Origin of the sequence: Sphingobacterium sp. 2149, from assembly GCF_031455655.1 — a bacterium.
GTDB lineage: Bacteria > Bacteroidota > Bacteroidia > Sphingobacteriales > Sphingobacteriaceae > Sphingobacterium.
In genome coordinates this window covers 350,057-374,278 of record NZ_JAVDTD010000001.1, presented here as the reverse complement: position 1 = coordinate 374,278, position 24,222 = coordinate 350,057, and the positions used below count along the sequence as shown (strand labels likewise).

Below are 24,222 nucleotides of genomic sequence, written 5' to 3'. Positions count from 1 at the left end.
GTTGGGAAAAGGTCAGGAGAAAGTGGCCAAATGCCTAAAGATGCCGCCCCAGGCGGGGCGGCGCTCCAATCAGCTCCATTTCAATAGGTAAAAATGTAGGGAAGACCGTACTACAGGCCGCGGTAATGTTGGCGCAGCCGCTCCACATCCACATCGCGGTAGTAGCGTTTGTTGTGTACGCGCCTGGCAATGCAGATATGCCCATCGCGCTGCAGGCGATAGAGCGTTTCGGTGGAGATGCCCACATGCGATTTGACATATTCGGCATCGCGCAGCAGCACATTTTCCTGTTCCAGCTGCTCCCGTAGGTCGAGGTATGTTGCGAGCTGACGCTTGACGGCCAGGAGTTCCAGCAAGATTAATTTTTGGGCATAGGCCTGCCCTGGACTTAATAGTAAGCCCCTGAGGTATTGTTTTTTGGGCATTGTTATTAATTTAAGGTTTATAAAAAGTGTATAACCCATACACCCATCAGGCGTATTGGCGTAGTCTTAGCAACCCCATCGTACTCACGCTAATATCAAGATCGGTACGTTCAGGGAATAAAATCTTACGATTGACAACTTTCCTGGCAAAGTTAACACTCACAATAAAACCGCGGTGTACGCGCACGAAAGTACTTTTTGGCAGCATCGTTTCCACCTCGTCCATCGTGATGCGGTAGTTAAAATCGTCCTCTGCCTGCCGCAGGTGAAAGATTGCATAATTTTTACTGGACGATACCGCCAGGATATCAGTGAACAGTACAAATCGATACATCTTTTTGAAGGTAAACCATTTCCCGATGGGTTCAATCTGGAAAGGCATGTTGATGTTTACATTTTTCTGATAGAGCGCGCGCTCGAAAGCGACAAAGAGATCGGGAAACCGCACCGGTTTGATGAGGTAGTCGGCCACCGCGATTTTGATGGCCTTGTAAGCATATTGATCTGAATGGGTACATAGAATAACGGGCGGTCTTTTTGCCTGCGGCAGTGTCTGGTACAGATCCATCCCCGACATCTCGGGCATCTCCACATCCAAAAGCAATACATCCGGGGGATTGTCCATGATGCTGTTGAAACCATCAATCGGTTTTGTAAAACACCGCACTTCACCGACCTCATTGATTTGTCGGAATGCGCTCGCTGCGATACGGTTATCGTAGGGATCGTCGTCAATAATCATTACATCGTATTTTGCCATCACCTGGGTTTATAAAAGTTAGTTTAACATTAAAATAGGGTGAACTGTCGGTCACTTCCATTGGTTGTCTTCAATCGTATTAAAAATATTCCTAGGATCATCATATCACTAATATTTTAAGCTAAGATAATAATTAAACATAAACATATCAAGTTATAATTATTAAACAATTTTTTACTTTCATCATTAACTAAATTTTAAGCCAAAACGACACTACCATGGACAACTACCCACCGAAAGCCATAACAACCTGATTAACAATAAATTTTACCGCCTTTATTTGGTCATTTAAGTACAATTTTTGCAGTCTATTATCCCCTTTTCTTTAGCAGCGAAAAATTTATCATTTAACTTATTTTTGTGCCCATTTGCTAGGCATTTCTTTGGACCATCGCGTGTCGATGCTACAAATATGTGCATTACATTTTATCTATAGAAGTAATGGGAAATAAAGTAATTTCTAGGGACGAATAGATTTATCGTATAATAGTTCAGTTACACGATGTATATTCATCCCTGTATACGCCCTATTTAACCCTATTGAAAACCTTTATTTCCCAAAAATTGCTATCCCGGTATAAGTTTGATAAATTGCTGCTTTATGACCTAGAGGTAAAACGACCAAAAGCTGAATTATGAGGAGAAGTAAACATGCGCAGCTCAACCCTTTTTTTAAGGATATCCTTCCCCAGTGGCAGGATGACATCCCCGAGCTATCATCGCTCTTGGAAGAGGAAAAATTCGTTAAAGGTGAGCACCTTGTGAACGACTGGGGCGATCTGTATCTGATTGCCGAGGGGCTTTTTGGCAAATATGAAAAGACCTGTCCGGTACGCTATGCCGTTGCTGGCGAATCGCTGATGATCCCCAATCAAAAGCACAATTATCGCTTTGTTGCACTGAGCGATTGCCTGACGTTCCGCACCTCGTTCCGTCAACTGGAAGAGATCAATGCACACAACCCAAAAGTTTTTTACCTGTACGCCCAACTCAAGGATCAGCAGCTGCGCTATCTTGACTATCGGCACAAGCTGCTGTCGCTGCATAATCAGGACAAATATGATTTTGTTTTTGATCATTATCCGGACCTCCTTGCTCACATTACACAGAAGGAACTCGCCCAATTTATGGGCATCAGTATGGAGCTGCTGCGGCGGATGATGCGGGATAGGGCGTATTAAGCTTCACTTCGATGGAAATATTACGCCCCGGCAGGGGCGCAAGATACTTGATACTTATCCTAAGTAAACTGAAATAAACTCTCCTTAAACAGGGATACTTCACACAAAAAAAGCGCAATCGATTGATTGATTTATTTCCTTCTTTTCCGAAATATTATTAAATACATTTACATCAATCAACTGTCGAATGGAACAATTATAAGCCAGATACAGTACTATTTTTTGCCGCTAAATACTAGAATATACCTTTCTTATTTCATTTTAATCCCAATCAAAATAGGATTAATCTGTCACTGCTGCCCATTAAGGAATTAAATACTTTACAAGAAATTTTTCAAAAAAATGAAAATAACGGTTAAAATATCAATTACTTTCTTCGTGTCGGTTTTATATAGTTGCAATACTGACATCTTAGCACCATCACACCTAAAAACGGTTCAGATGGATAGTTGTCATTTTAATATTATTCAGATACCTAAAGAGTCCACTTTTGATTACAATAAACAAATAGATCCTCAAAGTATTGAATTAATCCCATTGGAACAAAATAAAGACAATGTACTAACAGTAATAACAAAAATTTTCATATTGGATGGCTCAATTATTATTTACGATAAGAATCTTGAAGCAATAGCAATCTATAAAAAGGATGGAAAGTTTGATAAAATGATTGTACCGAATAAGGAGATAAAAAATATATTTAATATGACCATTAATTGCAATACCAAACAAATTCTTATTCACGATGATAGGGAAAAAAAGGTATATCATTTAAACATGGCCGGTGATTTAATTGATACTACCGATATGACATTCTTTTTTGAAGATTTTGCTACTCTGGAAGACGACTCTCGTCTGACTTTTGCTTCTATTTACAATGACAAAGTAAATTTTTTCAAGCATGTCAAATCATCACTATTTAAAGGCTCACTGCAAAGATTAGAGTCCTATGTCCCTGACTTTAAAATGATAAAGCATCTTCGAGATGAATATGTACCAAAAAGGATTCTTTACTCTTCTAAAAGAGAAATATTTTATACCCCACTTTTTTCAAATGACATTTATTCTATAAAAAAAGATAGTATAAAATTGGTTTATAAGCTTGATTTTGAAGGTGAAGGAATAGAGAAAGTTATAAAAGGTAAGACTACTTCAACATTTATCAAGCAATTTAACTCCCACAAATATTACTCTTTTGACGGGGCTATTTGGTCTACACAGAATAAAGTATTTTTAGGTATACAAAAAAATGGGTACAATGGATATTTCCTCGATAAGAAATCGGGCAGATTAGTTGGAGGGCAAATTTCCATGACAGTGAATTTCGATGACCGGGCAATTTTGCCAAATTTCAGTTATCCTATTGGAGTATCAGCGGATAAGTTTATCAGCATTATTACCCCGCCTTATAATTTAAATGCAAATTATTCTGACCAGCTGTTAACAGTGTTGAAAAATAATCCAAATTCACCGTTATTATTGCTATATAATGTTAAATAAGGCGAGTTTTACCATCCTAAAATAGTTTACAATAATCATATTTACCGTTATTTATTAATCAAATAGCACCTACCCTGTTTAGCTCGACAGCGCTTCGAGCATGGTATATGTTTTAAAGATACTGAGGAGAAGCGCAAACAAGAGACAGTACCAGAGCACATCAATTTCCTTGGCCAGTTTGATCGCAAAAACAATGATGAACATCACGGGGCACACCGTAATAAAAATAAACATAGCTGTCGCGATGGCTTCAAAAATATCCTCATCGTAATTCATTAGCAAGAGCATGATGCCGACGTAAAACAGCCATACAACCAGTGGGGACACGAAACATATCAGCAGTTTCCAAAGCAAACTGAGCTTTAGGTTTTTAGGTATTGCTTGGCGCTTATTTCTGTATAACAGGATGCACATACCGGCTACCGCCAAAGTCAGCATCGCCAATTGCACATAGGTATTGAAAATGGTGTCGGCACGCGTGTTTACCTTGGAAGAGGACTTGAGTTTATCCCCGCTGTACTGCTTTACCTGCGTTTTCTCGCCGTGGACAAATGTCTGTTCCACCCTATCGTTACTGCTACTGTCCCGGAGTGTCCAGGTAGCATCTTCCAGTCCCATCTTATAAAATCCTTCGATGAGCCGCTTATTTCCTTTTGTTCTTATCAATGGACCATCGAGGCGTCCGCCGTTAAACCGCAACGAATCGGTTCCCTCCTCCGTGTGGATGGTGAGCTGGGTGATTGTTCCAACAGGAATACGCGTTGCACTGTCCCCAATAATGCTTAACGCGTCTTGATCGAGCTGTTGAATGTTTTTATTTTTGTTGTAATCATCGCTCCGGGCAGGCCTGTTGGTATATAGATAATCTATTTTAACAACAAGCAGCGAATCTTTTTTATAAAATTGAAATCCATAGTAAGGATCAAAATTTTTGAGTGTGGGATGCTTTAGTAAGATATATTGCGGTTGCTCAAAGGCTTGGATATATCGCGGCTGGGTGGTGGCACAAAAAGCGAACATAGCGACCATACCGATCAAGTAAGTACTTACGCGCAGCATGAATGCGGGTGGAATGGCAGACCGTGATCCGCTCTTCGTATACAACCAGGCCAAGCCGATCATGGGTAATGCCATGAGATCGGACAGATCGACTGTTCGTCCTACACCAAAATAGGGATTCATCCATTGGATGAGCCCCGTGGAATATTCGCTTTTCCAAAAGGCAAATAGTACTGCTGTGGCTATAAAAATCAAGGCTTTCCGTTTGGGAAAGATAGCCGACCAGAAAATAGGGAAAATAAAAAGCCCACTAAAATCGGAGAGCTTTCCTGTCAGCGCATTGTGAAATGCCCCTTTTAAATAGAAGTCGTTCACGAGCAGCAGCACCAGAAAAAGAATAAAAAGTGGCGAAGCGAGAATCCTTAAGCGTTCATACATAATTTACGTTACCTTTTGTATTGATACCCATTCTACCATTTGGTAACCTTCTTCATCACGATATGGTTTAAGGGGATGGCCTCTTTTTACTGCTGTTGCTGGGAATACGCTAGCGAAGGCAGCATGCTACATCCAAGTTAAACCCAATTTTTTGGGTTTGCTATACCAATAATTTGGGCTTTCTATCGCAATATCTTGCGATCAAAAACGCAAAACATCGTATCCAAAACCCCAACATTTACCAGGAATTGTACTGCAACTTTGTAGTAGCAGGTCGGATAAAGCAGGTCAGCATCCTAAAGCTTGGTTGATGCAAGTCAAAGTACAGCTGAAAGCGCTATCCGAAATGCCCAATAAAAAACACGATTATGAGACAGTACAAAAGAAAATTTGCGCTATTCCGGCAATGTCGTTAAGCAGCAAGGCTACCCAGGAAATCCGTCTGTTGGGTGCAGGTGGCTCCGTAGAACAACAAACAGAAGATACATCATCACGATATAAGCGCTTATGGAGAAGCACTTCAATACATATGAATATCAACAGGATCGGCCGGCAAGCTCCCCTAAACGCGGTAGTTCAATCCGCTCGGTTCCACGCTGGATCTATCGTCACTTACCTGATGTGATCATTTATGGCTATGCCTTTATCTACATGTACACGGGATGGGCTAAGTTTATGAACATGGCCGCTTTTATCAAGGGTAATAGCAAGATTCCCTATCTAGGTCAGTACGCGAAGTTGATCGGCTATGGCATCCCCTCCTTGGAGATTATGCTTGCGATCCTATTGGTTATCCCAGTGTATTGGATTAAGCGGGCTGCCCTGTGGGCTTCGACTGTACTGATGATTTTATTCACTGTTTACCTCAGCTTGATGGTCAAATTTGTGGAGAATAAGCTTTGTCACTGTGGTGGTGTAATCGAATCGATGGGCTGGAAAACGCATATCGCCTTTAATATCATCTGGCTAATCGCGGGAATCTTTGCCCTGGTAAGAACAAAAGTTATACATTCTAAAATTTAAACCCATGGAAAGAATTAAAAATTATGGGAAATTGCTACTGGGTGTAGCAACAATAGGCGGCGCGATATTGACGCAGTCTTTTACAAAACGATTGACACCTCCTTCTGGAGAATATGTTCTAATCGAAGGTACGTGGGAACCAAAGGCAAACTATCCGCTAGGAGATTGTTTGGATAATCCTTCGGTGACTTGTTCCTATGACAAAATCGGCAGTGCACCAGGGCCGATGAACGATGAGTTCAGAAATCCTGCAAATTTCCAAACTGCAGATCACGGGCAGTTTGACACCAACGAATAATCGGTAACATCGTATTGATTGAAAGGGCCTGACAGCTGTCAGGCCCCTTTTAATCATCTAGCCTTGCTATTAAGTCAAGAAAAGCCTTGTTATTCTCCTCGGTTCCAACCCGCGGTACATGAGTCTCCACGATCCGCATTTCCCTATCTATAATAACCTGCCGTGGATAAGACATTACATTAAAAAACTTCACCAACGGATGCGATGATTTTTTTCCCATGGTATATAGACTCACATCTGATGTATCTGTATAAGCGCCTGTACGAACAGATTTTTTCCAATTTTCAAAGTCTGGGTCTATGGAAACATTCACAAAAATGAGATCCTTCCTCGACTTTAAAGTTTCCTTAATCGGTTTCATATTATCATTTAAAATCCGGCAATTGCCACAGCCCGTATACCAAAAATCAAGAACAATAGTTTTGCCGGCAAAGTCAGCAAAGTGAACGATGTTACCTAATGTATCTTGCAATGTAAAATTTGGTATTTCGGCGCCGTAAGCAATATTTTTCAAGAAATTTTGAACTGCTTTTTTATATTTAGGTCCCGTAATCTGATTCACAATTTCTTGTCTTTGGACGCTATCTATTTTAGAATAATTTCTATAGAAATGTCGATACAATACGCGATCCATAAATGCTTTGTTGATCGCTTTTCCCTCCCACTCTTTAGTAAATACGTATTCTAGCCAATTCTGGAATTTCATTCGTTCCACAAAATATAACTGCAACTCATTTGCATAGAGCGCGTTTCTGTCTGAAACCCCATTCAATCGGGTATCCCGCTCCATATAGCTTTCCAAGAGTTGCAGTTTATTCATTTTTAGCTCGGGATATTTATGACTAAGCCGATAAAATTCCATAAACAGATGCTTCAGGAGCGTCTGCTCGGTCCTACCAATGATATTTAACTTTATCAGGCTGTACAATGGACTATCCAAAACAGCTTTATATCCATCTAAGATCAATAATTGACTATCCCTCTTCGCATAGTTATATTGCAATAAGGATGATAATTTATCGTACAAAACTGGAGGTAGCCGTTTTTGTTTTGGTGATGACAGCGTATGCTCAACCGGCTTGTTCAATAAGAAAACTGTATTCTCTATTTTGGACAGATTATATTGTAAGTCAAATTTTTCTGCTCCTTTTCCACGAAACAACAATCCCTCAGTTCCATTATCTGAGATTGTAATTTCATCACCCGGACATATCAGGTAATCATATAAGGCCAATTTATTGCTATTATTATCATCTTTCACTTGTAGTGTGACGTAACGAAATTCCATCCCTTTATCGAAAGGAATAGTATACGAATTCCTATTCCTTGCAGCGGTATCTTTTTCTAACGGTGTATAATTGACAAACTCAAAATTATCTTCTACCCAATAACATTGTAGGTTTTTAAGCAATTCGTTGTTTGCTTTTACCGTAATTGTTGCAGGCTGTGCAAACAAGCTGCTTATTGCACTTACAATAGTGCAAAATGAAGCCAAAAAATATCTAGTCGTTATTTTCATGTATATTATTTAGTTAATGTGATTATTTCTTGCGGGATAACCGGAAAGCTGTATCGCGCATCATTTGGAGGCAGCATATATTCTTTGCCTGCCAACTTCCTTACTAGGGTCATCGCAAACTTAGTATCCTTGTTGAGTCTTCTTAGGTCTTCCCAACGGCAACTGCCTGTAAAGAGCAACTCCTTATTTTTTTCCTCTAAAATGCGCTGCAACAGCTCTTCGGATGTCTCATTCGTGGGAGCTGCATAGTCTTTATATCGCTTGGTACAGAGTTTATTCAGCACATCTCCCGCTTCTTGCCAACGACCGATCCGGACCAGGCATTCAGCATTTATAAGCATTATCTCATTCGTTGCCAAGCCCGAAAAAAGACCTACCGTACCTGTATATCGCCCTTTGAAAGACTTTGTACCATCAGCGTTCGGCCTGAAGAAGGCTGCTTTACGCAGATCGTTATCTCGATACTTAGCAAATAATGCTTCATTTATTCGCAGATTGCCAAAGGATAGTAAGGTATAACTAATGGGGCCCGCATAGAAAATGATCTCTTTATTGCCGACATCAAGCGTGGGGAAAGGTAACGTAGCCGATGTGTTTAATGTAGCGAAGTCTAGCAATTCCGTTTGACTATTTAGATATTCCTCAGTATAAGTCAATGCCTGATCGTACTTTTCCATCAATAGATAAACCTTGGCAAGCATGGCAAGAGCTCCCAATTTGGATGGACGAGTCTTATGCACGGGCGTTAATGGCAGCAAATCAACCGAAGCTTTCAGATCAGTAATCACCTGCTCATAACACCCCTCTACCGTGCCAAAACTCCCTTCATTTTCAATGTCCGATACAAATCGCTGCGGAAGGGCGCAAGGTTCATTTGCCCCTTCCTGATAAGGCTTTGCATAAAGCTGTAATAGTTGGTAATAATGGAAGCCGCGGTAAAATAGCGCAGATCCGCGAACATGATCTCTTCCTACACTTGATGTCGTCAATTTATCCATTCCTTCCAATGCGATATTAGCATAGGCAATAGCGCGAAAAGGCCCCGTCCAATCTCCGGTGCCGACACCAATAGCACCTTCATAGATATCTTTTTTCCAGATGTACGCATTACGCTCCGCCTGCAGGCCAGCAGTCAATGCGGTATTTTCCAGTAAATGAATATTATCCGAAGCAATTATACTTAGTCCAGGGGTTGTGTTCATCACCGTAGTATTATCCAATAAGGATTGGTAATCCGCAACAGTGCTCAGGATCACATCACTATTCTTTGATTTCACATCTAACCAGTCATCCATTTTTTTGCAGGAACAGCATAGACAGATGAAGAGCAGATAAAGCATATTTTTTTTCATAATGATTATTTAAGTCTTAGAATTGGATACGTGCGCCCAGGGAATAGGTTCTAGGTGCAGGAAAGGCTCCGAAAAAGTCGTTCACCTCAGGATCAATGCCCCATTTATTCTTTCGCCAGACAATACCGATATTATCTATGTAGCCATAGAACTCAAGTTTAATCTGCCGGAATCTAAACCTATACGATAAGGAGATATCCTGAAAACGGACATGATCTCCGGGCAATACCAAGTCTTCTGAATTTTGATAAAAGGTATTACGGTTTACATTTACCGGATAAACTAAAGCGGGCATTGACGTTTTAATTTCGGGATGCGCAGGATCAAATGCCAACAAATAGTCCGCATTTGGATCGCCAAGTACTTCTGTTAAATTGGTGCTACTACTTTTCTTGCGAAAGAAGAACCCTGCTTTAAACAGTATATTTGCTGACAGCGACCAATTTCGATAAGAAAAGTTGTTGCGGACAGAACCAAAATAAGTAGGCCTACTACTGCCGTGATAAATAACATTATCCATTGTATTACTGGCAATGATACCTGTATAATCTTTGCTTACCTCACCATTCAGGTAACCACGGGGATCGCCATGTTCGTCGAGTGCGGCAGAGCGGTAACTATAGACCCCATAAAGCGAATTTCCTTCTTTAATGTATAGGCCATAACGGGCGGGACCATCTATAGCAGACGAATTGGACACCAGGTATTGCGTTGGATATTCTTCACTAAAAGAAATCACCTTGTCCTTTATGAAGCTCCATAAAAACACCGTACTCCATCCAAAACTACCTTTAAGATTGACGGTATTCAACTGAACGTCCATGCCTCTATTGCGTACAGCTGCTGCATTTCCCTTGTAACTTTCAAACCCAGTTGATGGTCGCAAAAGAATTTCCTGAATCAGATCCATGCCGTCCTTTTGAAATAACTCTACCGAACCGGAGATACGGTCGCCTTTTGAGGCGAACTGCAAGGCGAGATTTATATTACGAACACGTTCCCAACGTAACGATGGGTTGGGCGGATTCTGAATTGTGGCCTGCTGAAAACCGTTGAGCGCATTTCTATTAAAGCTTGCAATAAGATAGGCCGCTTGATTGTAAGAGTTACCGTTAAAACCATATGTCAAACGAAGTTTGAGCGTTGGCAAAAAGGTTGATCTATAGAACTTCTCTTTGGCAATATCATAGAGCAAGCCCATTGACCAGAGGGGCACAAACTTATCGTTTGTACGAACCCCATAGAGGTTTGCGCCATCTTTGCGCGCCGAAGCTGAAAAGGTATAGCGACCTCGGTATTGATACGCCCCATTGAAAAAATAAGAGATAAAGCGCCGCGTGGTCAAGCTTATATTTCCCATACCGTAATCAATCATCTGCGATCCCAATCCTGCAGGGTTGACAGGATAGTATTGGTTAAAATTCAGATTTCCCAAGACGGTTCCGGTCTCAGCATCGTAACCATAATAGCGGCCAGCGCGCGCATACAATGCAGATGATTTTACTTCTGTTCCAACAAGCGCATCAAGCTGATGTATCGAAGACCAGGACTTATTTAGTACAGCATTCAGTCTAAAATTATAAGCCTCCATCCGATCTTGGCTATAATCAAGAATGTCGGCATCAGGAATGGGATAACTCATTGATGTACTGCCCACCTGAGTAAATCGATTGACCTGATTGCGCACATAGTAACTATTTTTATTCTTCAAATCTTCATAGTTTCCCTGTTGCCGTTCGTATTGGAACAAGGAGGAAATCGAAAGCCACTCCTTGGGGTCATAGGTCAGCTGTCCTTTCAGAATAGTATTTAGCCGTTTCAGCTGTGTGTCTTTCAAACCCTTCTCGTCCAAGGGTCGAAGTCTCCAATCTTTAAAACCCTTTGCTTCCATACTCGTAAGATATCCATCCCTGTGGCCACTGGGCACGATAGCTGCCCCACCCTCGTCATCTACTACCGATACATAAGGAAAAGTAGCCCCGTAACTATAGCCGTATTGTTGCTTCGTATGTGCGAATAATATCGCGGGAGCAAAAGAAAGATTGGGCAATAGTTTAAACTGTGGGGACATATTGACTGTCCACCTAATCAGACTGCCATCATGCACCGTTTCCCTGTTATCGTCGAATCCTACCGAAAAGTAATTATTAGATTTGACGCCGCCCGATCGGATACCCAGGGCATATTGACTTTTGACCGCTGGCTGATAAAAATACTGCGCAGTCTCTTTGCGCGTATCTACTTGTTCGAAGCGCTTGCGCGTGGATTGCAGTTCCTCATCAGACAAATTACCGGAGCGATGGCGCTCCAATAATTCCACGTAGGGGCTGACGACGGGATAAGTGGTTGCATTGATAAGCATATCATTGTAGTATCCCTGATCAAACAGCTGCTTTTCAAGCGCCATATAGTCTTCGCTTGAAATAAAATTGCGACTATACTTTAAGTTTGGCTTTGATCCAATCACGGTAGCTGTATTGAAATCAACCTGTGTTGTTTCTTTAAATGCAGCCTTTTTGGTGGTTATTACAATCACACCATTTCCAGAGCGAGCGCCCCATATAGAAGCTGCAGCAGCATCACGCAGGACTGTAATACTTTCTATATCATTGGGATTGATCTGATCTAAGCTCCCCTCAAAAGGGAAATTGTCTAAAATAATTAATGGGTCGGCGCTTACATTATTATCGATTGTAGATCGTCCACGAATTGCTATCCCTGTCTGCTCATTGGGTGGCAGCAGACCGCCAGATCCACCAGAAGACCGATTGAAATTTACGCCACTCGTCACTCCTTCTAGCCGATCGATGATATTGGTGCTTACACGCCTATTCAATAGTGCGTTATCCACCTGCACAAAACTCCCTGTGGCTCGTTCTTTTGGAATCTTTTGGTAGCCGGTACTCACCACCTCTACTTCGTTCAATTGATTCTCCAATGGTATCAATTGTACAACTATTGATACCCCTACGATATAAGGTAGATCTAAGCGCTTGAATCCCATATGGGAAAACGAAACAGTACCTTTGGGATTAATGACGTGTAGTGAAAAGGAACCATCAACTTTAGTAGAACCTCTACCCTTTTCGCCTTCGACGCGGATGGAGACACCTTGGATCGGTTTACCGTCAACGGATGATACCACGGTACCGCTGATGGAGATCAACCCTTCCGCCCCGCTGTCCTTGCGGGGCGTTTGAGCTAATAAACTAAACATATGAACTATAAGGAACAGGATTAGAATTGCCCTTATATGAAACATTCCTTTTAAGGTCTTAGGCATCGGTATAAGGGTACATACCGACGTGATCTGCCGAAGACTATATACTATACAACTGTGGGAGTACTTTTTATCCCACGCGCAGTGCACTTTTTTTAAATTATTTTTTACATCATCTTTTACGGATGCTTGTTGAGCTACCTTATCCAATAAGGCAGCCATCAGATTTGATCTGTTTGTCATCTGCTTATTGTTTAAAATTGCTTATTCACGCGGTCAAAAAATTCATGAATCCTTTTTCTGATTATAAAATCAGTATCTATTTTATCTGAGGACTCGGCAAATAACAACTTTAGATCATCAATTTTGATCTTTCGGTAGTGTACCATAAAATAAGCGATCATTAGGCGAAGTAAAACGATAAAAAATTCGTATTTCTTATTCTGATCGGTTACATCTATATAGTCACTTTTCATAACAAAACTTTCATACACTTCTTTGATATGCTCATGGCATTCATCAATAGAATAATGGGCCCAAAAGTCCCTGATTGTTTTCAATGGATCATATCCTTCAAGATATATATCATAAAATGCTAGCTCAAATGGTAGCAGATCTAAATATTTTTGGTTCATTTATAGGTTCAATAAAGATGACTTCAGCCCTACTCCATATTTTGAAAAGAGCAAAGCTTCCCCATTTGCAAATTTTTTGCATTAAAAAAGGGTTGTCATTTGCAGTTTATTTTAAAAACTACATGTATAACAAATAAAAAATTAACGAATCCGCAAAACGCCAAAAAGTTAGTTACAAGTTATCAATAGGGGTCGTTATGGCGCTTCCTCTCGGAAAGAAATAAAATCCCGATCTATTAATATAGAATTACAATACAGCGTTATAGTTTTTAAATTTGCTGTTTAAAAATAAAAATGCTACATTTAAGGTGTCTAAAGTCTCGCAAGAGCAATTTTATTAATTACACAAAATTAAAGGGTGTAGTGTGTCTTATACAGATCGGGAAACCTAGTCTAAGGGCCTTTCTAGTGCATACCGATTCGGCACGAACTATAATGCGGATGCCGCTATCCCCTATTTTGGTTTATATTGTTTAACCTGATTATTCTGGAGCCCGAATAATCTTACTAATTAGAATTAAATTGGAAAACCGAATACTCACTTCCTTGAGATAAGTCTGGCATTTTTGGCAGTGTTTAAATCGTTTTGTCATAATCATTTTGGTTATAAAACGATTCGACCCGAAAAACTTAAGTAAAAAAGGCGGCTAAATAGACCAGTTGGCGCCTCATAACTTAAGTTCATGGTTCCGCCAGAAACCTCCTTCTCATCCGAAGATTCAAAGGTCGCCACAAAAGTTAACGAGGAACGCCATACTGGAATATTAAGCTAATATAAACAATTCCAGCAATAGGCGATCACTCGGACAACTCGTGGCAATCTGGCGGATTTAGAACGAGTCGACATCGTTAGTGTTGGATCGCTCCTTCACTCAGTGTCGCTACAAATACAAAACAAAGATATATAAATAATTAGAAATATACAAATTAATCGAATTCTATTTTTAAAATTTTATGGAGAACTCCAGCGAAGGTAAATTTAGGGAGAAAGCTAAGATATTTAGGTTGCATTTTAATCTTTCTGAGGAAGATATTGATCAATTGCTTAAGGGGAAAGACTTAGTGTATTCAAAGGTAGAATCTGGGAAAAGGACAATTACTTTGGAACTAGCGGAAAGCTACCCATTTGTAATATTCGGTATTGATTATTGCGTATTTAAGAGAGACGAGACAACGTTTCCTGAATATGAAAAACTTCCATTGGCGACACGAGAATTAATCGAAAGTAAGTCAAATGCAGGAAATAAAGTTGGTTCGAAAGGAACAAAAAACAAAGCGAGCTATGTCGTAATCGTGATTAAAGATTTTAAGGAAGGTCATAAATTCATTAAGTCGGAGATAATTTCCGTTCTACCCTCGCCCCTCAATCTTGAAAAATCAATTGACTGGAATAAGGGCTTGTTAAAAGGACTTGTGAAAAATACAAATACATCAAAGAATTGGGTAGACGAGAATGGAAAAAAGCACAGGGAAGCTATTTATGAGATGATTAAAGAAGTTGACGTTAAACTTTTAGAGAAAGCAAAAAAAAGTTTCGATCAAGAGGCATTAAAAGAATTCGAAGAAAAATTAAGGGAAAAATAAATAGAGGATGAAATGACAAAGAAAGTATCTGGCGTAAGTATGGGACAGGTTGATTTTGGAATTATACCAATAGAGGGATTTTCCGGTGGTATTTGGGAAACCGACGAAATAATAGTTGGAGAGAATGAAATCGACAACTTTTGTTATATCTTTCTATTTCCCTCAGATGAAGATGACTATTCTTCTGGATGCAGTGAACGTAAATTTCAACTTTGTTTTGCTTTTGCCGGACATTTACATCAATGGAAATTTGAGAAAAATACTATTGTCTATTATTTCATAATTGGCAATAGCATCGTTCCTAACATACCGGCTTTGTCTCATCCGTCAATTCATCTCTTAAGACAGTTTCCATCTATAAATCTAACCAATTTTGAATTCGATAAAGTGAAATATGAATTTACTAGAATTCACGAAGAAATGAATAGGCTTGATATGCTTGAAAGAATTATTTTTCTACGTATAGATATCATTTTCGATGAGACATACAGGTTTATTGAGAAAAGGTATGCAAATAATACAAATACTTAACACATTAAAACAAAAATACATTAACAATTAAACTAAAAACTATGTTATCAATCGGATTATTAATGTACGTTATTTACGGAGGATTTATTGCCATCTGTCTTTTCGGGCTGTACCTTGTTCTATCAAGTCTCCTCGGCAAATATCTAATAGCGAAACGCGATCACACCGCAGCACTGCGCGAACAAAATGAAATTCTAAGGGATATTGTAAAAGCCGTTAAACCTAGTGACAATAATACGCCTCCTTTTAACATGTAAGGGTGAATTTAATTTTCATCTAGCTATAGGAGAAAGACGACCAATTATGATGAGAAGTTATTACAAGGAAAAAAAGCGTAATACAAAATGGATTCAAATATCTTAGCAGAAATATTTAATATTAAAGAAACTATTTATGAAAATAAGTTTTGATCAAATCTGGGATAAGGTGATAGTACCATTGAAAGGAAAGACTATCTATACATTAGATGAAAACAAAGCAAATACCATTGTAGATGTAAATGCAGACTTTTTAGAAAGGGATTCTATCAATGAGTCTGCGTCACAAAAAATTCCCAAAGAAGTTTTTGAAATACTGTATAATTATATAATGAAAAATGGGGAAATCACTAGGATATACATCAATGAAAAGCTACCAGAAAGATACTCGTCAATAATTTGTACTGTACTGGCTAAAGCGCCAAACATTTGTTATGATGTAAAACCAATTAGACTCTATAAGAAATAGCATTTGCTATAATTGAAAGTGTTGTAGGTCAATAGTAACGGACATAATAGCCTTCCAAGATTTATTAAAATCTTGTTATACATTATGATTGTAGCGTTAAAACAAAACTTATCCATTATTTATAATATACTTTAGAAAAAGAATAATTACCCTAGAAATTTAAAAAATAGATCATACATTACTCTATACAATGAAAATTATTAGAAATACAATACCAATCGCAGACATATACCAAAAATTGTCTTCCGGAGAATTAACAATTAACAGAAATTATCAAAGATCAGCGGGGCTTTGGCCGGATAATGCAAGAAGCTATTTTCTCGATACTATTATAAATGAATTCCCCTTCCCCAAAATTATAATAAGACAAAGCGTTGATTTACGCACTAGGAAGACAAAAAGAGAAATTATTGATGGACAACAAAGATTATTAACTATAAGAGATTTTATAGACAACAAAATAAAGTTAAGCAAGGTAAGCAAAAATTTTTCATTACATTATTTTAATGATCTACCAGAAGATATACAAAATCGTTTTTTAGCTTATGAGATATCCTCAGACAATGTGTTGTCGGCTTCTGAGGAGGAAGTCTTAGAAATTTTCAGAAGGATTAATTCATATACACTCCCTTTAAGTAAAACAGAACAGCGGCATGCCACTTATCAAGGAGAATTTAAGTGGTTTATAAGTTCAATGGCGGAATACTTTACACCATTTTTTGAAAAACATAAAACACTTTCAGTAAGAGAAATTTCGAGAATGGAAGATGCAGATTTAATAACAGAGATTGTAAACGTTATTATAAATGGTGTCCAAGCCAGATCGGCTGGAAAATTGGATACTCTTTATAAAACCTTCGACCAAGAATTCGTTAATAAGACTAATATTGAAGGTATTCTAATAGAAACTTTAGATTATATTAAATTTAATTTTTCTGATCTTTTTCAAGATTTTAATGTTAGGTCGTATAATTTTTATTCGTTATTCTTAGCTTTAGTATTTAACAAATATGGTTTTAGTACAGAGGGAAACGAAATCTTAGAAGCCTATGAGTCAACCGGAAAATATGTAGAAAATACTTTTGAAACGATTAAAGAGTTAAATGTAGCTTTTACGGAGTTAGAAGAAGGAATTACAACTGGTCAGTATGCAAACTTCGTTGAAGCATCATCAAGCACTACCCATGGAAAAAAACAAAGGTCGATAAGGATTTCAACATTTATTCAAATCTTTAGAGCATTATGAGAAAACTGAGAGATAAAAGAAATCGTTTAGTAAATCTTATTTCCAAATATGAATTAAATTATAAGAAAACAACTCAAGAGGAATATCTAGTGACAGCATCTGGAGTAATAAATGTTATCTGGAATAATTGGAACAATTATTGGCGAGAATTTATGCTCTCCCATATTAATGGAGGGTTTTATATTGACAACACACGATTAGTTAAACAATTTCCATATAATGATAATGTAGCAATATGTTATTTATGTTATCTTCACAAGAACACTGTTCATAGACATACTCCATCTCATACTCTCTCGGGAAGCCATTTAGAGTTAACATGGGGGGATATCGACAAAATTGAAGATATGCTATTTAAGTTGCTGAATCAATTCCCCGTAAATAGACATTTAAATTATGTTCTATCTTTAGTGGGATCTTATAAAACGGAAATTAAGCATTTTCAGAAAATACGCAACGGCTTTATCCATTTAAACAACAGTAAAATTTTAGATTTCCAAAACCTTAGAAGCCACTATTTGTTTTCCAGCTCTCATAAACCAATAGATATAATAGAATCAATCCATATGGGTAGTAATGATAGATGTATGAACCATTTGTTGAACAATATGCGAGGCTTTTTAATCCAACTATGATTGTTAAAAATATTTTTTAAGGTATTATTGCTATTTATCAACCTCATAGGTATTTACTAATCGTGAAAGAATAGTGCTTTTCTTTCACGATTAGTAAAATATAACCCTTTTGTGAGTTGAATCTTTATTACAAAATTTGAAGTTTAAAATTTTTGCCAGATTAAAACGTTTCAATAAATGACTTCAGATTAATTATATCCACTAACTGTTTTTCTGAATATGTTTTATGCAAGGTGGATGGAATAATTAACTGCAGATTCTGTGCAATCATTTCATCAGTCTGATTTTTACTTATTGCGGGCTCTAGGGTTATCAAATGTTTACGTGGTATCCGATCGGCTTCGGATAGTACTTGTCTCCAACGGTCCTTCGCGGTTGTTTTTACACCAAGCATATATAGATCGGTAAAAGAAAATGAAGAGTCATGGTAATTCACAATTGACGGGAAAATAAAATCCGGTCGATTATTTCTTTCCGTTTTCGCTCCCTTTGAATATTTAATTCCAAAAGAATCAAATATTGTCTGAAGATGATTCTCAAAGCTGTGACCTGCGCGGGACTTACGCCTATTAATAACCGTAAGTGCGAATTGTAAAAAGGCATCTACATCATCTCCAAAACCTTCTCTAATTTTCTCTCCTACAATAGCTCTTTCAAAAATCCTGAGTAGCTCTCCTTCGCGCTCCCACCATGCCATTAGTGCTTGGTCTGGATCATCTAATACGCTAACATCCTCAACAGTTGATCTTGCAAATGTAGAGAACACAGCCGTGCTTGGGAAGGTTAATCCAAACTGTTCCTGCATAACCGCCAGGTAATCTATCTCATTTGGAATCTCTACTTCAATACCTATGGATTCAAGTATATATTTACCTGCATAACCAATATCCGAATAATCTCCTCTATAATCTTTAACGAGAAATCTATTTTCCACCTCTTCCAGACCAAAAAGATACAAGAGTTGCTTTTCAGATGTTGACCCATGTGCAGCTACAATTATTGTAAGTTCGTTCTGAATTGTCTTACACAAAATCACTAGATCTCCGACTGCAGCATTAGGAACTACATCATTGTCAGAAAAATAGAGACGAAATTCCGCTGACCGCAATGGATTGTTCTCACGTACATCGTACCAAGTGTAATCTGAGGGATTATCAATCATTTCATCTTCGTCATCAGCAAAGTACACCATATTACCTTTTAGGTTTATCCGATCAGCGCCGAGGATATCCCTAAACTTATTTATCCCATTAAACTCATGCTGATTTGAAAAAATTTCAACATGACTTAGCCGTTTGGCCGCAATTCCTATAAAATGATCTGATAATGTTACGCTCATGCTGATATCAAAAGTATTTGTGATTAATGAAACGACATTTTACTAAAATAAGGTAAAAACTTTTGTTTGTCAAATTCGTCATCTCCGTCCTTTACTCCTAAAAGTAAATCTCCTTCTATTGTTCTATAAACTTTTCCGTTCAATTTTTTGAAATTGTTATTCACAAAATCCTCGACAGGCTCTTTTCCTCTATACTTGTAAAGTGTATATCCTGACATTCCACCTTCAGAAAAATATTTAATAAACTCATTTCTAAACAAATCCCTTACATTTTGCCTAAACTGTTTGATGGAGAATTCCCTGAAAACTACATAGGCTTTTAATACAAAAAGAAAATTGATCTTATATTGATGAACAAAGAGTGTATCCCGGTCAAATAGACGATTTGGAAAATGGCAAGAGGGCTGGACATTACCATAAGGAATCAAATCATTCACCTCATAGTTGTCAGCGCCATTGATATAACCATAGATAAAAAAATTGGGTGTTATATTGTATCCTTCTGTCAGCTCATCTCTATAACGTTGCCCGGGGATATAAGGTCGTTTATCTTTGTTAAGCAAATCAATATTATACTGAATGACATTTTTTGCATAGGTAAATTGTTTGAAACGCGAATTTTGCCCAGCTTCAGTTCCTGACTTATAATATTTTGAATCTCCAATATAAAAAATACTTGATCCGTCAAATAGAGAGTTATGATCAAAAATATGGTCCAATATTTTACCATCTTTGCTATATTTTAGATCATTAAGTGTCGTATTATTTACAGGTACCGGTTCTAGATCATCAGAAAAAAGACTGTCGATCATGTCTTCGAAAACAATATTATAGTTGCTCACTGTAATAAAATCCTCTGCTGCCTTCCCTCTTCCCCGGTCATGGGATGAGAAAAAAAGCATACATAGTGAGTGCATTTCTTTCAGGGAATCAGAATAATACCGATATTTTATTTTTTTGAGCTTTGCCAGTCCTCCTTTCATGAGGTCTGTAAATCTCTTTCCTTTTAGGATTGGATAGACCTTATCAATCTGCAAACCGAGACTATGTTTTTCATTAAAAAAATTCAATATCGAAAAGAAGTAGATAATCAGCTGTTCTTCATTGTCTACAATCTTGCTTTTTGCACGGATCCTATCATATATTATCGTACCGCCCGCAAGTACTGGTTTGGCTTTCCGAACAGTTTTATCCCACTTTGGCTTCTTCGGATTACTTTGGACGGCATCTATATGTTTGTAGAGAATGTGGCTTCTATTTTTCCTGAAATAAGTAACGAAACTCAATAGAATATCGAGATATGAGTACTGGAAAGTCTTTTGTATACCTTTGAGTCTGAAAACAGGTGAATAGTTTATCAGAATAGAGTCGGGATATTTTTGTCTAAATTTGACCAGACTCTTGTAAAAATAGACTGTAAAGTTTCTTATCCATGAAAGAGCCCCATCAGACTTTACCGACAATATATTTCCGCTTTCGTGTAGAAGTTCCTGTACTCCAAAACCGAAGACGGTTTTTCCTTCATCAGTCATAAAAACTTTGGGGAGCATAAAAATAAGCTCATTATCCTCTATATTGTGATAATAACCTACATATTTAATAACTCCTTCTGCCCCAAGTGCAGAATAAAACTGACTGGACCGGAACAGTTTTTCCAAGACCTGTATCGGATATCTTTCCCCTTCAATTAAGACCTTCATTAAAAGTCGAATTACTTATCTAAGTCTGTGTCTGCAATAACCTCTACACCTTGATCGGTAAACTTATAAAAAAGCATTTTTGGTTCTTGAGTCCTGAATTTGTCGATCATCGCCCTTACTCTCTTCTTTCCTTCAGATGCTGGGAAATAGTTCTGATATGTATTATCAGCAAAAATTTCATTTTCCTCGTCTTTAAACACATCATTCCATAAATAGAATATAACTTTATTGATAAGTGTATGTAGGGATATTATATTTCCTTTGTCGGGCTTTACAAAGAAATTACCAATGCATTTATCATCTCCCAAGCTCGGATTCTGGAGTATGTGCTTGTTAACATTAGCGACAAAATCCATCCATTTAAAGTATTTCCCATCTTCTAATTTTACCCTATAACTAAATGAAGGGCAGGATAAATCTTCTTCATTTATAGGGGATTTGATCCGAACATATTCCCATTCCCAACGTCTCTTAAATGCGCTATCCATTGGAAAAAGTGATTGATCCGACGTATTCATTGTCGCTAGAATAATTAGATTGCCAGGCATAGTCATTTTTCCATTTTTAAGCACCTTATTACGCGCATTTTCATCACGCTCTTTTAGATACTTATGAAGCTCCTCCGAAGGAGTGATTGCATAATCAGGGTTTCTGTCCAGCAGCTGAAATATATCACCAAAGATCTCGGCACAATTGCCTCTGTTAATTTCTTCGATTACTAAATAGAAATTTTTGTTCGGATTTCGATGTGCTTTTTCAAATATGTTTGTAAATACCTGTGGAACAAATTTATATTTCACAACATCTTTGCCATCTTCATCCTTTTCTGTAACTGGTTTATACCCCCCAACAAATGAAGAATAGTCGTAATCCGGATGGAAAATGACTCTTTCAATCTGAAATTCAGACACCCCCTGTAATTTCTTCGCGATTGAATAAGATTTCCCAGTTCCTGGTGCACCAAAGAAGATTTTGTTATAACCTTTAACTATTTCTGCACCTGCATTTGTAACAGGATTATATTCCTTCAGAAATCGCAGGTAATTCTTATCTCCTAAAATAGCCTTAGGCTGATGGCTTGATGTATTGTCGCTGTAATCCCAAAATTTGGAACTTTTGTCGTAAACATTTTCACGGATCAATTCAATTGTATCTTCCAAGTTATCAAAATCAATATCAAAAAGATCAGATCCAAAACTTTCTATATATTTTTCTCGATATTGTTTTATGCCTGCGATAGTTTTGTCAAGACTCTTATTAAAATAATTATGTGAAGACTGTTCTACTAACCAATCTGCAAATCTTTGAAGCGTGGCATCAGTTGAGTTTTCTAATTCTTTTGAAGGTTGAACTGCAGCACTGACAGTGGTTTCCAATAATGGAATCAGATCTTTATTTTCAACCAAGAGAACACAAAGTTGAGCAATGTGTCCTTGTGTTATATGAACTACTGAAGCCAAAGTCAAAATAGAACTCACAAAAAAATCACCTCTGTCAACTGTTTTTGAACCAAACCACCAATCGTAATCTGTCAAAAATTTTATAATTAATTCAGAATCATTATCGTCTAGACCTTTCTTTATAATCTCAAGCGACTCATCGTCAATAGACCTATTATTTCTAAAATTCGTAATTTTATCTTTGGTAAAACCAAAATCATTAACAATATTTTTGTACTCGACTAAGGCCCGTAAATAATCCGTAAATATAGAAGCAATAATGAACCATTGATTTGGAATAACAATCGATAATCCTTGGGAGGTATAATCAACACAGGTATGTCTGAAAAATATAAGCCTTGAATTTGGAAGTTTACGTCGAAACTCTTTCTTAAAATCTTCGCTCAATTCGAGCTCTTCATTTTTATACAAATCTCTCTTCGCTTTTGCATCAAGAGCCAATTTATTTAAATCTTTCAACATACTATTTCAATAATTGGTTAATAATTTCATTGGCCAATGTCTTTATCACCGGTACTGACACTGAATTTCCAAACTGCTTATAAGCCTGCGCATCGGATACAGGTATTTCAAAACGTTCATCTTTATCTTTTTCATCAATCGGATAACCCTGCAAGCGTGCAGCCTCAATAGGGTGTAGTTTACGTGGTCTTTTTCCAAGCAGGCTCTGATCAATCAAAATCTCTGATCCATCTTTATAATAACGTGCTGATATAGTACTGGTATAGGCGGAATCGTCCTGAAATAATGAATAGCCAAAACCGTTGCCCTTCTCTCCATGCTCTTTTTTGCGCCGTTGATGTCCGTCCCAAAGCTTATCAGAAATAGTGTAGGTGCGCCCTGAATGCTGTTCCAATTTTTCCAGTTCTGTCTCTCGCAATAAAATCTGTCCAACGTTTGTATCTTTACTCGCAATATCTCGAAGATTACGGTCAAATATAGGTTTACCCTCTTTATCCAATCCCCAAGGAAATTTAAAATCTTCAGCCTTCACGAGATCCTTGAACCAAGCAACAATAAATATCCGCTCTCTATTTTGAGGCACACCGAAATTTTTGCTATTCAGTACTTCTGCCCTAACCTCGTAACCCAATTCTTCGAGATGAAGTTTGATTGTTTCAAAAGTTCTTCCCTTATCGTGGTTTTTAAGACCTTTAACATTTTCAAGGAACAGCACCTTGGGAATAAGACTGTTATTTTCTTGTTTCTGCGCTGCTTCGATTTTAGTTCGTACAATTTCCTCAATATTGAAAAATAACGTTCCTCTTGTATCTCCGAACCCCTTTTTTAAACCTGCATGAGAAAATGGTTGGCAGGGGAATCCTGCACATAAAACATCAAATGTAGGAATATCACCATAATCAAGATCTGGATGTGTGATGTCCTGATTAAAATTCCCAGATTCAAACATTTCTGGAGACCACTTCTTATAATTGTGTTCGTATGTCACTCTAGCAAATTTGTCAATCTCCGAGGCAAAAACACACTTGCCTCCCACGCTGTGCATGGCAATATGAAAACCACCAATACCAGCAAAAAGATCAATAAAATTAAAACTGGGAGCGCTATTATTATCTGTCTTATTTTCTTTCCCGGCTCTTTTAGAACCTAATTTCTTTGTCATTACTTCCACGCTATATCCTTTTTATTA

19 protein-coding genes are annotated in these 24,222 nt (G+C 37.9%); 8 read left to right on the top strand and 11 right to left on the bottom strand.

The genetic code is table 11. From position 1 onward, the window contains the following. Window positions 1-110: 110 nt before the first annotated feature. Window positions 111-425: a MerR family transcriptional regulator gene (locus tag J2X77_RS01540; RefSeq protein WP_293888638.1), complete on the bottom strand. Its 315-nt coding sequence runs from the start codon at window positions 423-425 to the stop codon at window positions 111-113. Between the two features lie 46 nt (window positions 426-471). After that, entirely contained in the window at window positions 472-1,185 is a 714-nt protein-coding gene (locus tag J2X77_RS01535; protein WP_310078631.1) for a LytTR family DNA-binding domain-containing protein, read from the bottom strand. A gap of 635 nt (window positions 1,186-1,820) precedes the next feature. On the opposite strand from J2X77_RS01535, the gene J2X77_RS01530 reads away from it, so the two are divergent. After that, the gene (locus tag J2X77_RS01530) at window positions 1,821-2,366 is read left to right on the top strand and encodes a hypothetical protein (RefSeq protein ID WP_310078628.1); all 546 of its coding nucleotides are present in this window, start codon (window positions 1,821-1,823) and stop codon (window positions 2,364-2,366) included. A gap of 441 nt (window positions 2,367-2,807) precedes the next feature. Beyond that, complete coding sequence (locus tag J2X77_RS01525) at window positions 2,808-3,866, top strand: 6-bladed beta-propeller (RefSeq protein WP_310078627.1); 1,059 nt, start codon at window positions 2,808-2,810, stop codon at window positions 3,864-3,866. A 78-nt stretch (window positions 3,867-3,944) separates the two neighbouring features. Here J2X77_RS01525 and J2X77_RS01520 read toward each other — a convergent pair whose 3' ends face one another. Then, window positions 3,945-5,303 (bottom strand): hypothetical protein, encoded by a 1,359-nt coding sequence (locus tag J2X77_RS01520; protein WP_310078625.1) that lies wholly within the window; start codon window positions 5,301-5,303, stop codon window positions 3,945-3,947. A 507-nt stretch (window positions 5,304-5,810) separates the two neighbouring features. Here J2X77_RS01520 and J2X77_RS01515 point away from each other — a divergent pair. Continuing rightward, window positions 5,811-6,326: a MauE/DoxX family redox-associated membrane protein gene (locus tag J2X77_RS01515; RefSeq protein ID WP_310078624.1), complete on the top strand. Its 516-nt coding sequence runs from the start codon at window positions 5,811-5,813 to the stop codon at window positions 6,324-6,326. Between the two features lie 4 nt (window positions 6,327-6,330). Next, a complete protein-coding gene (locus J2X77_RS01510; protein ID WP_310078623.1) occupies window positions 6,331-6,624 on the top strand; it encodes a hypothetical protein in 294 nt (97 codons plus the stop codon). 49 nt (window positions 6,625-6,673) lie between these two features. Here the strand turns inward: J2X77_RS01510 and J2X77_RS01505 are convergent, their stop codons facing one another. Genes J2X77_RS01505 through J2X77_RS01490 form a run of 4 tightly spaced genes read right to left on the bottom strand, consistent with a single transcriptional unit; the run spans window position 6,674 to window position 13,350 of the window. Beyond that, complete coding sequence (locus J2X77_RS01505; RefSeq protein WP_310078622.1) at window positions 6,674-8,143, bottom strand: thioredoxin-like domain-containing protein; 1,470 nt, start codon at window positions 8,141-8,143, stop codon at window positions 6,674-6,676. 5 nt (window positions 8,144-8,148) lie between these two features. Then, window positions 8,149-9,495, bottom strand: a complete 1,347-nt coding sequence (locus tag J2X77_RS01500; RefSeq protein ID WP_310078621.1) for a RagB/SusD family nutrient uptake outer membrane protein — start codon at window positions 9,493-9,495, stop codon at window positions 8,149-8,151. Between the two features lie 16 nt (window positions 9,496-9,511). Next, window positions 9,512-12,958: a SusC/RagA family TonB-linked outer membrane protein gene (locus J2X77_RS01495; RefSeq protein WP_310078620.1), complete on the bottom strand. Its 3,447-nt coding sequence runs from the start codon at window positions 12,956-12,958 to the stop codon at window positions 9,512-9,514. 11 nt (window positions 12,959-12,969) lie between these two features. Then, on the bottom strand, window positions 12,970-13,350 hold the full coding sequence (locus tag J2X77_RS01490; protein ID WP_209575224.1) for a hypothetical protein: 381 nt from the start codon (window positions 13,348-13,350) through the stop codon (window positions 12,970-12,972). A 954-nt stretch (window positions 13,351-14,304) separates the two neighbouring features. Between J2X77_RS01490 and J2X77_RS01485 the strand changes: the two genes are divergently transcribed. From J2X77_RS01485 to J2X77_RS01470, 4 genes are all read left to right on the top strand, one after another. Further along, window positions 14,305-14,934 (top strand): hypothetical protein, encoded by a 630-nt coding sequence (locus J2X77_RS01485; protein ID WP_310078619.1) that lies wholly within the window; start codon window positions 14,305-14,307, stop codon window positions 14,932-14,934. Between the two features lie 12 nt (window positions 14,935-14,946). Next, window positions 14,947-15,465, top strand: coding sequence for a hypothetical protein (locus J2X77_RS01480; RefSeq protein ID WP_310078618.1), 519 nt, complete (start codon window positions 14,947-14,949; stop codon window positions 15,463-15,465). A 393-nt stretch (window positions 15,466-15,858) separates the two neighbouring features. Next, on the top strand, window positions 15,859-16,191 hold the full coding sequence (locus tag J2X77_RS01475; protein ID WP_310078617.1) for a hypothetical protein: 333 nt from the start codon (window positions 15,859-15,861) through the stop codon (window positions 16,189-16,191). Window positions 16,192-16,381: 190 nt separating this feature from the next. Further along, complete coding sequence (locus tag J2X77_RS01470; RefSeq protein WP_310078616.1) at window positions 16,382-17,437, top strand: DUF262 domain-containing protein; 1,056 nt, start codon at window positions 16,382-16,384, stop codon at window positions 17,435-17,437. A gap of 795 nt (window positions 17,438-18,232) precedes the next feature. Here J2X77_RS01470 and J2X77_RS01465 read toward each other — a convergent pair. Genes J2X77_RS01465 through dcm form a run of 4 tightly spaced genes read right to left on the bottom strand, consistent with a single transcriptional unit; the run spans window position 18,233 to window position 24,195 of the window. Then, the gene (locus J2X77_RS01465) at window positions 18,233-19,411 is read right to left on the bottom strand and encodes a type II restriction endonuclease (protein ID WP_310078615.1); all 1,179 of its coding nucleotides are present in this window, start codon (window positions 19,409-19,411) and stop codon (window positions 18,233-18,235) included. 23 nt (window positions 19,412-19,434) lie between these two features. Continuing rightward, a complete protein-coding gene (locus J2X77_RS01460; RefSeq protein ID WP_310078614.1) occupies window positions 19,435-21,111 on the bottom strand; it encodes a hypothetical protein in 1,677 nt (558 codons plus the stop codon). An 11-nt stretch (window positions 21,112-21,122) separates the two neighbouring features. Beyond that, complete coding sequence (locus J2X77_RS01455; protein ID WP_310078613.1) at window positions 21,123-23,033, bottom strand: AAA family ATPase; 1,911 nt, start codon at window positions 23,031-23,033, stop codon at window positions 21,123-21,125. Between the two features lies 1 nt (window position 23,034). Beyond that, on the bottom strand, window positions 23,035-24,195 hold the full coding sequence (dcm, locus tag J2X77_RS01450; protein ID WP_310078612.1) for a DNA (cytosine-5-)-methyltransferase: 1,161 nt from the start codon (window positions 24,193-24,195) through the stop codon (window positions 23,035-23,037). Between the last annotated feature and the right edge of the window lie 27 nt (window positions 24,196-24,222).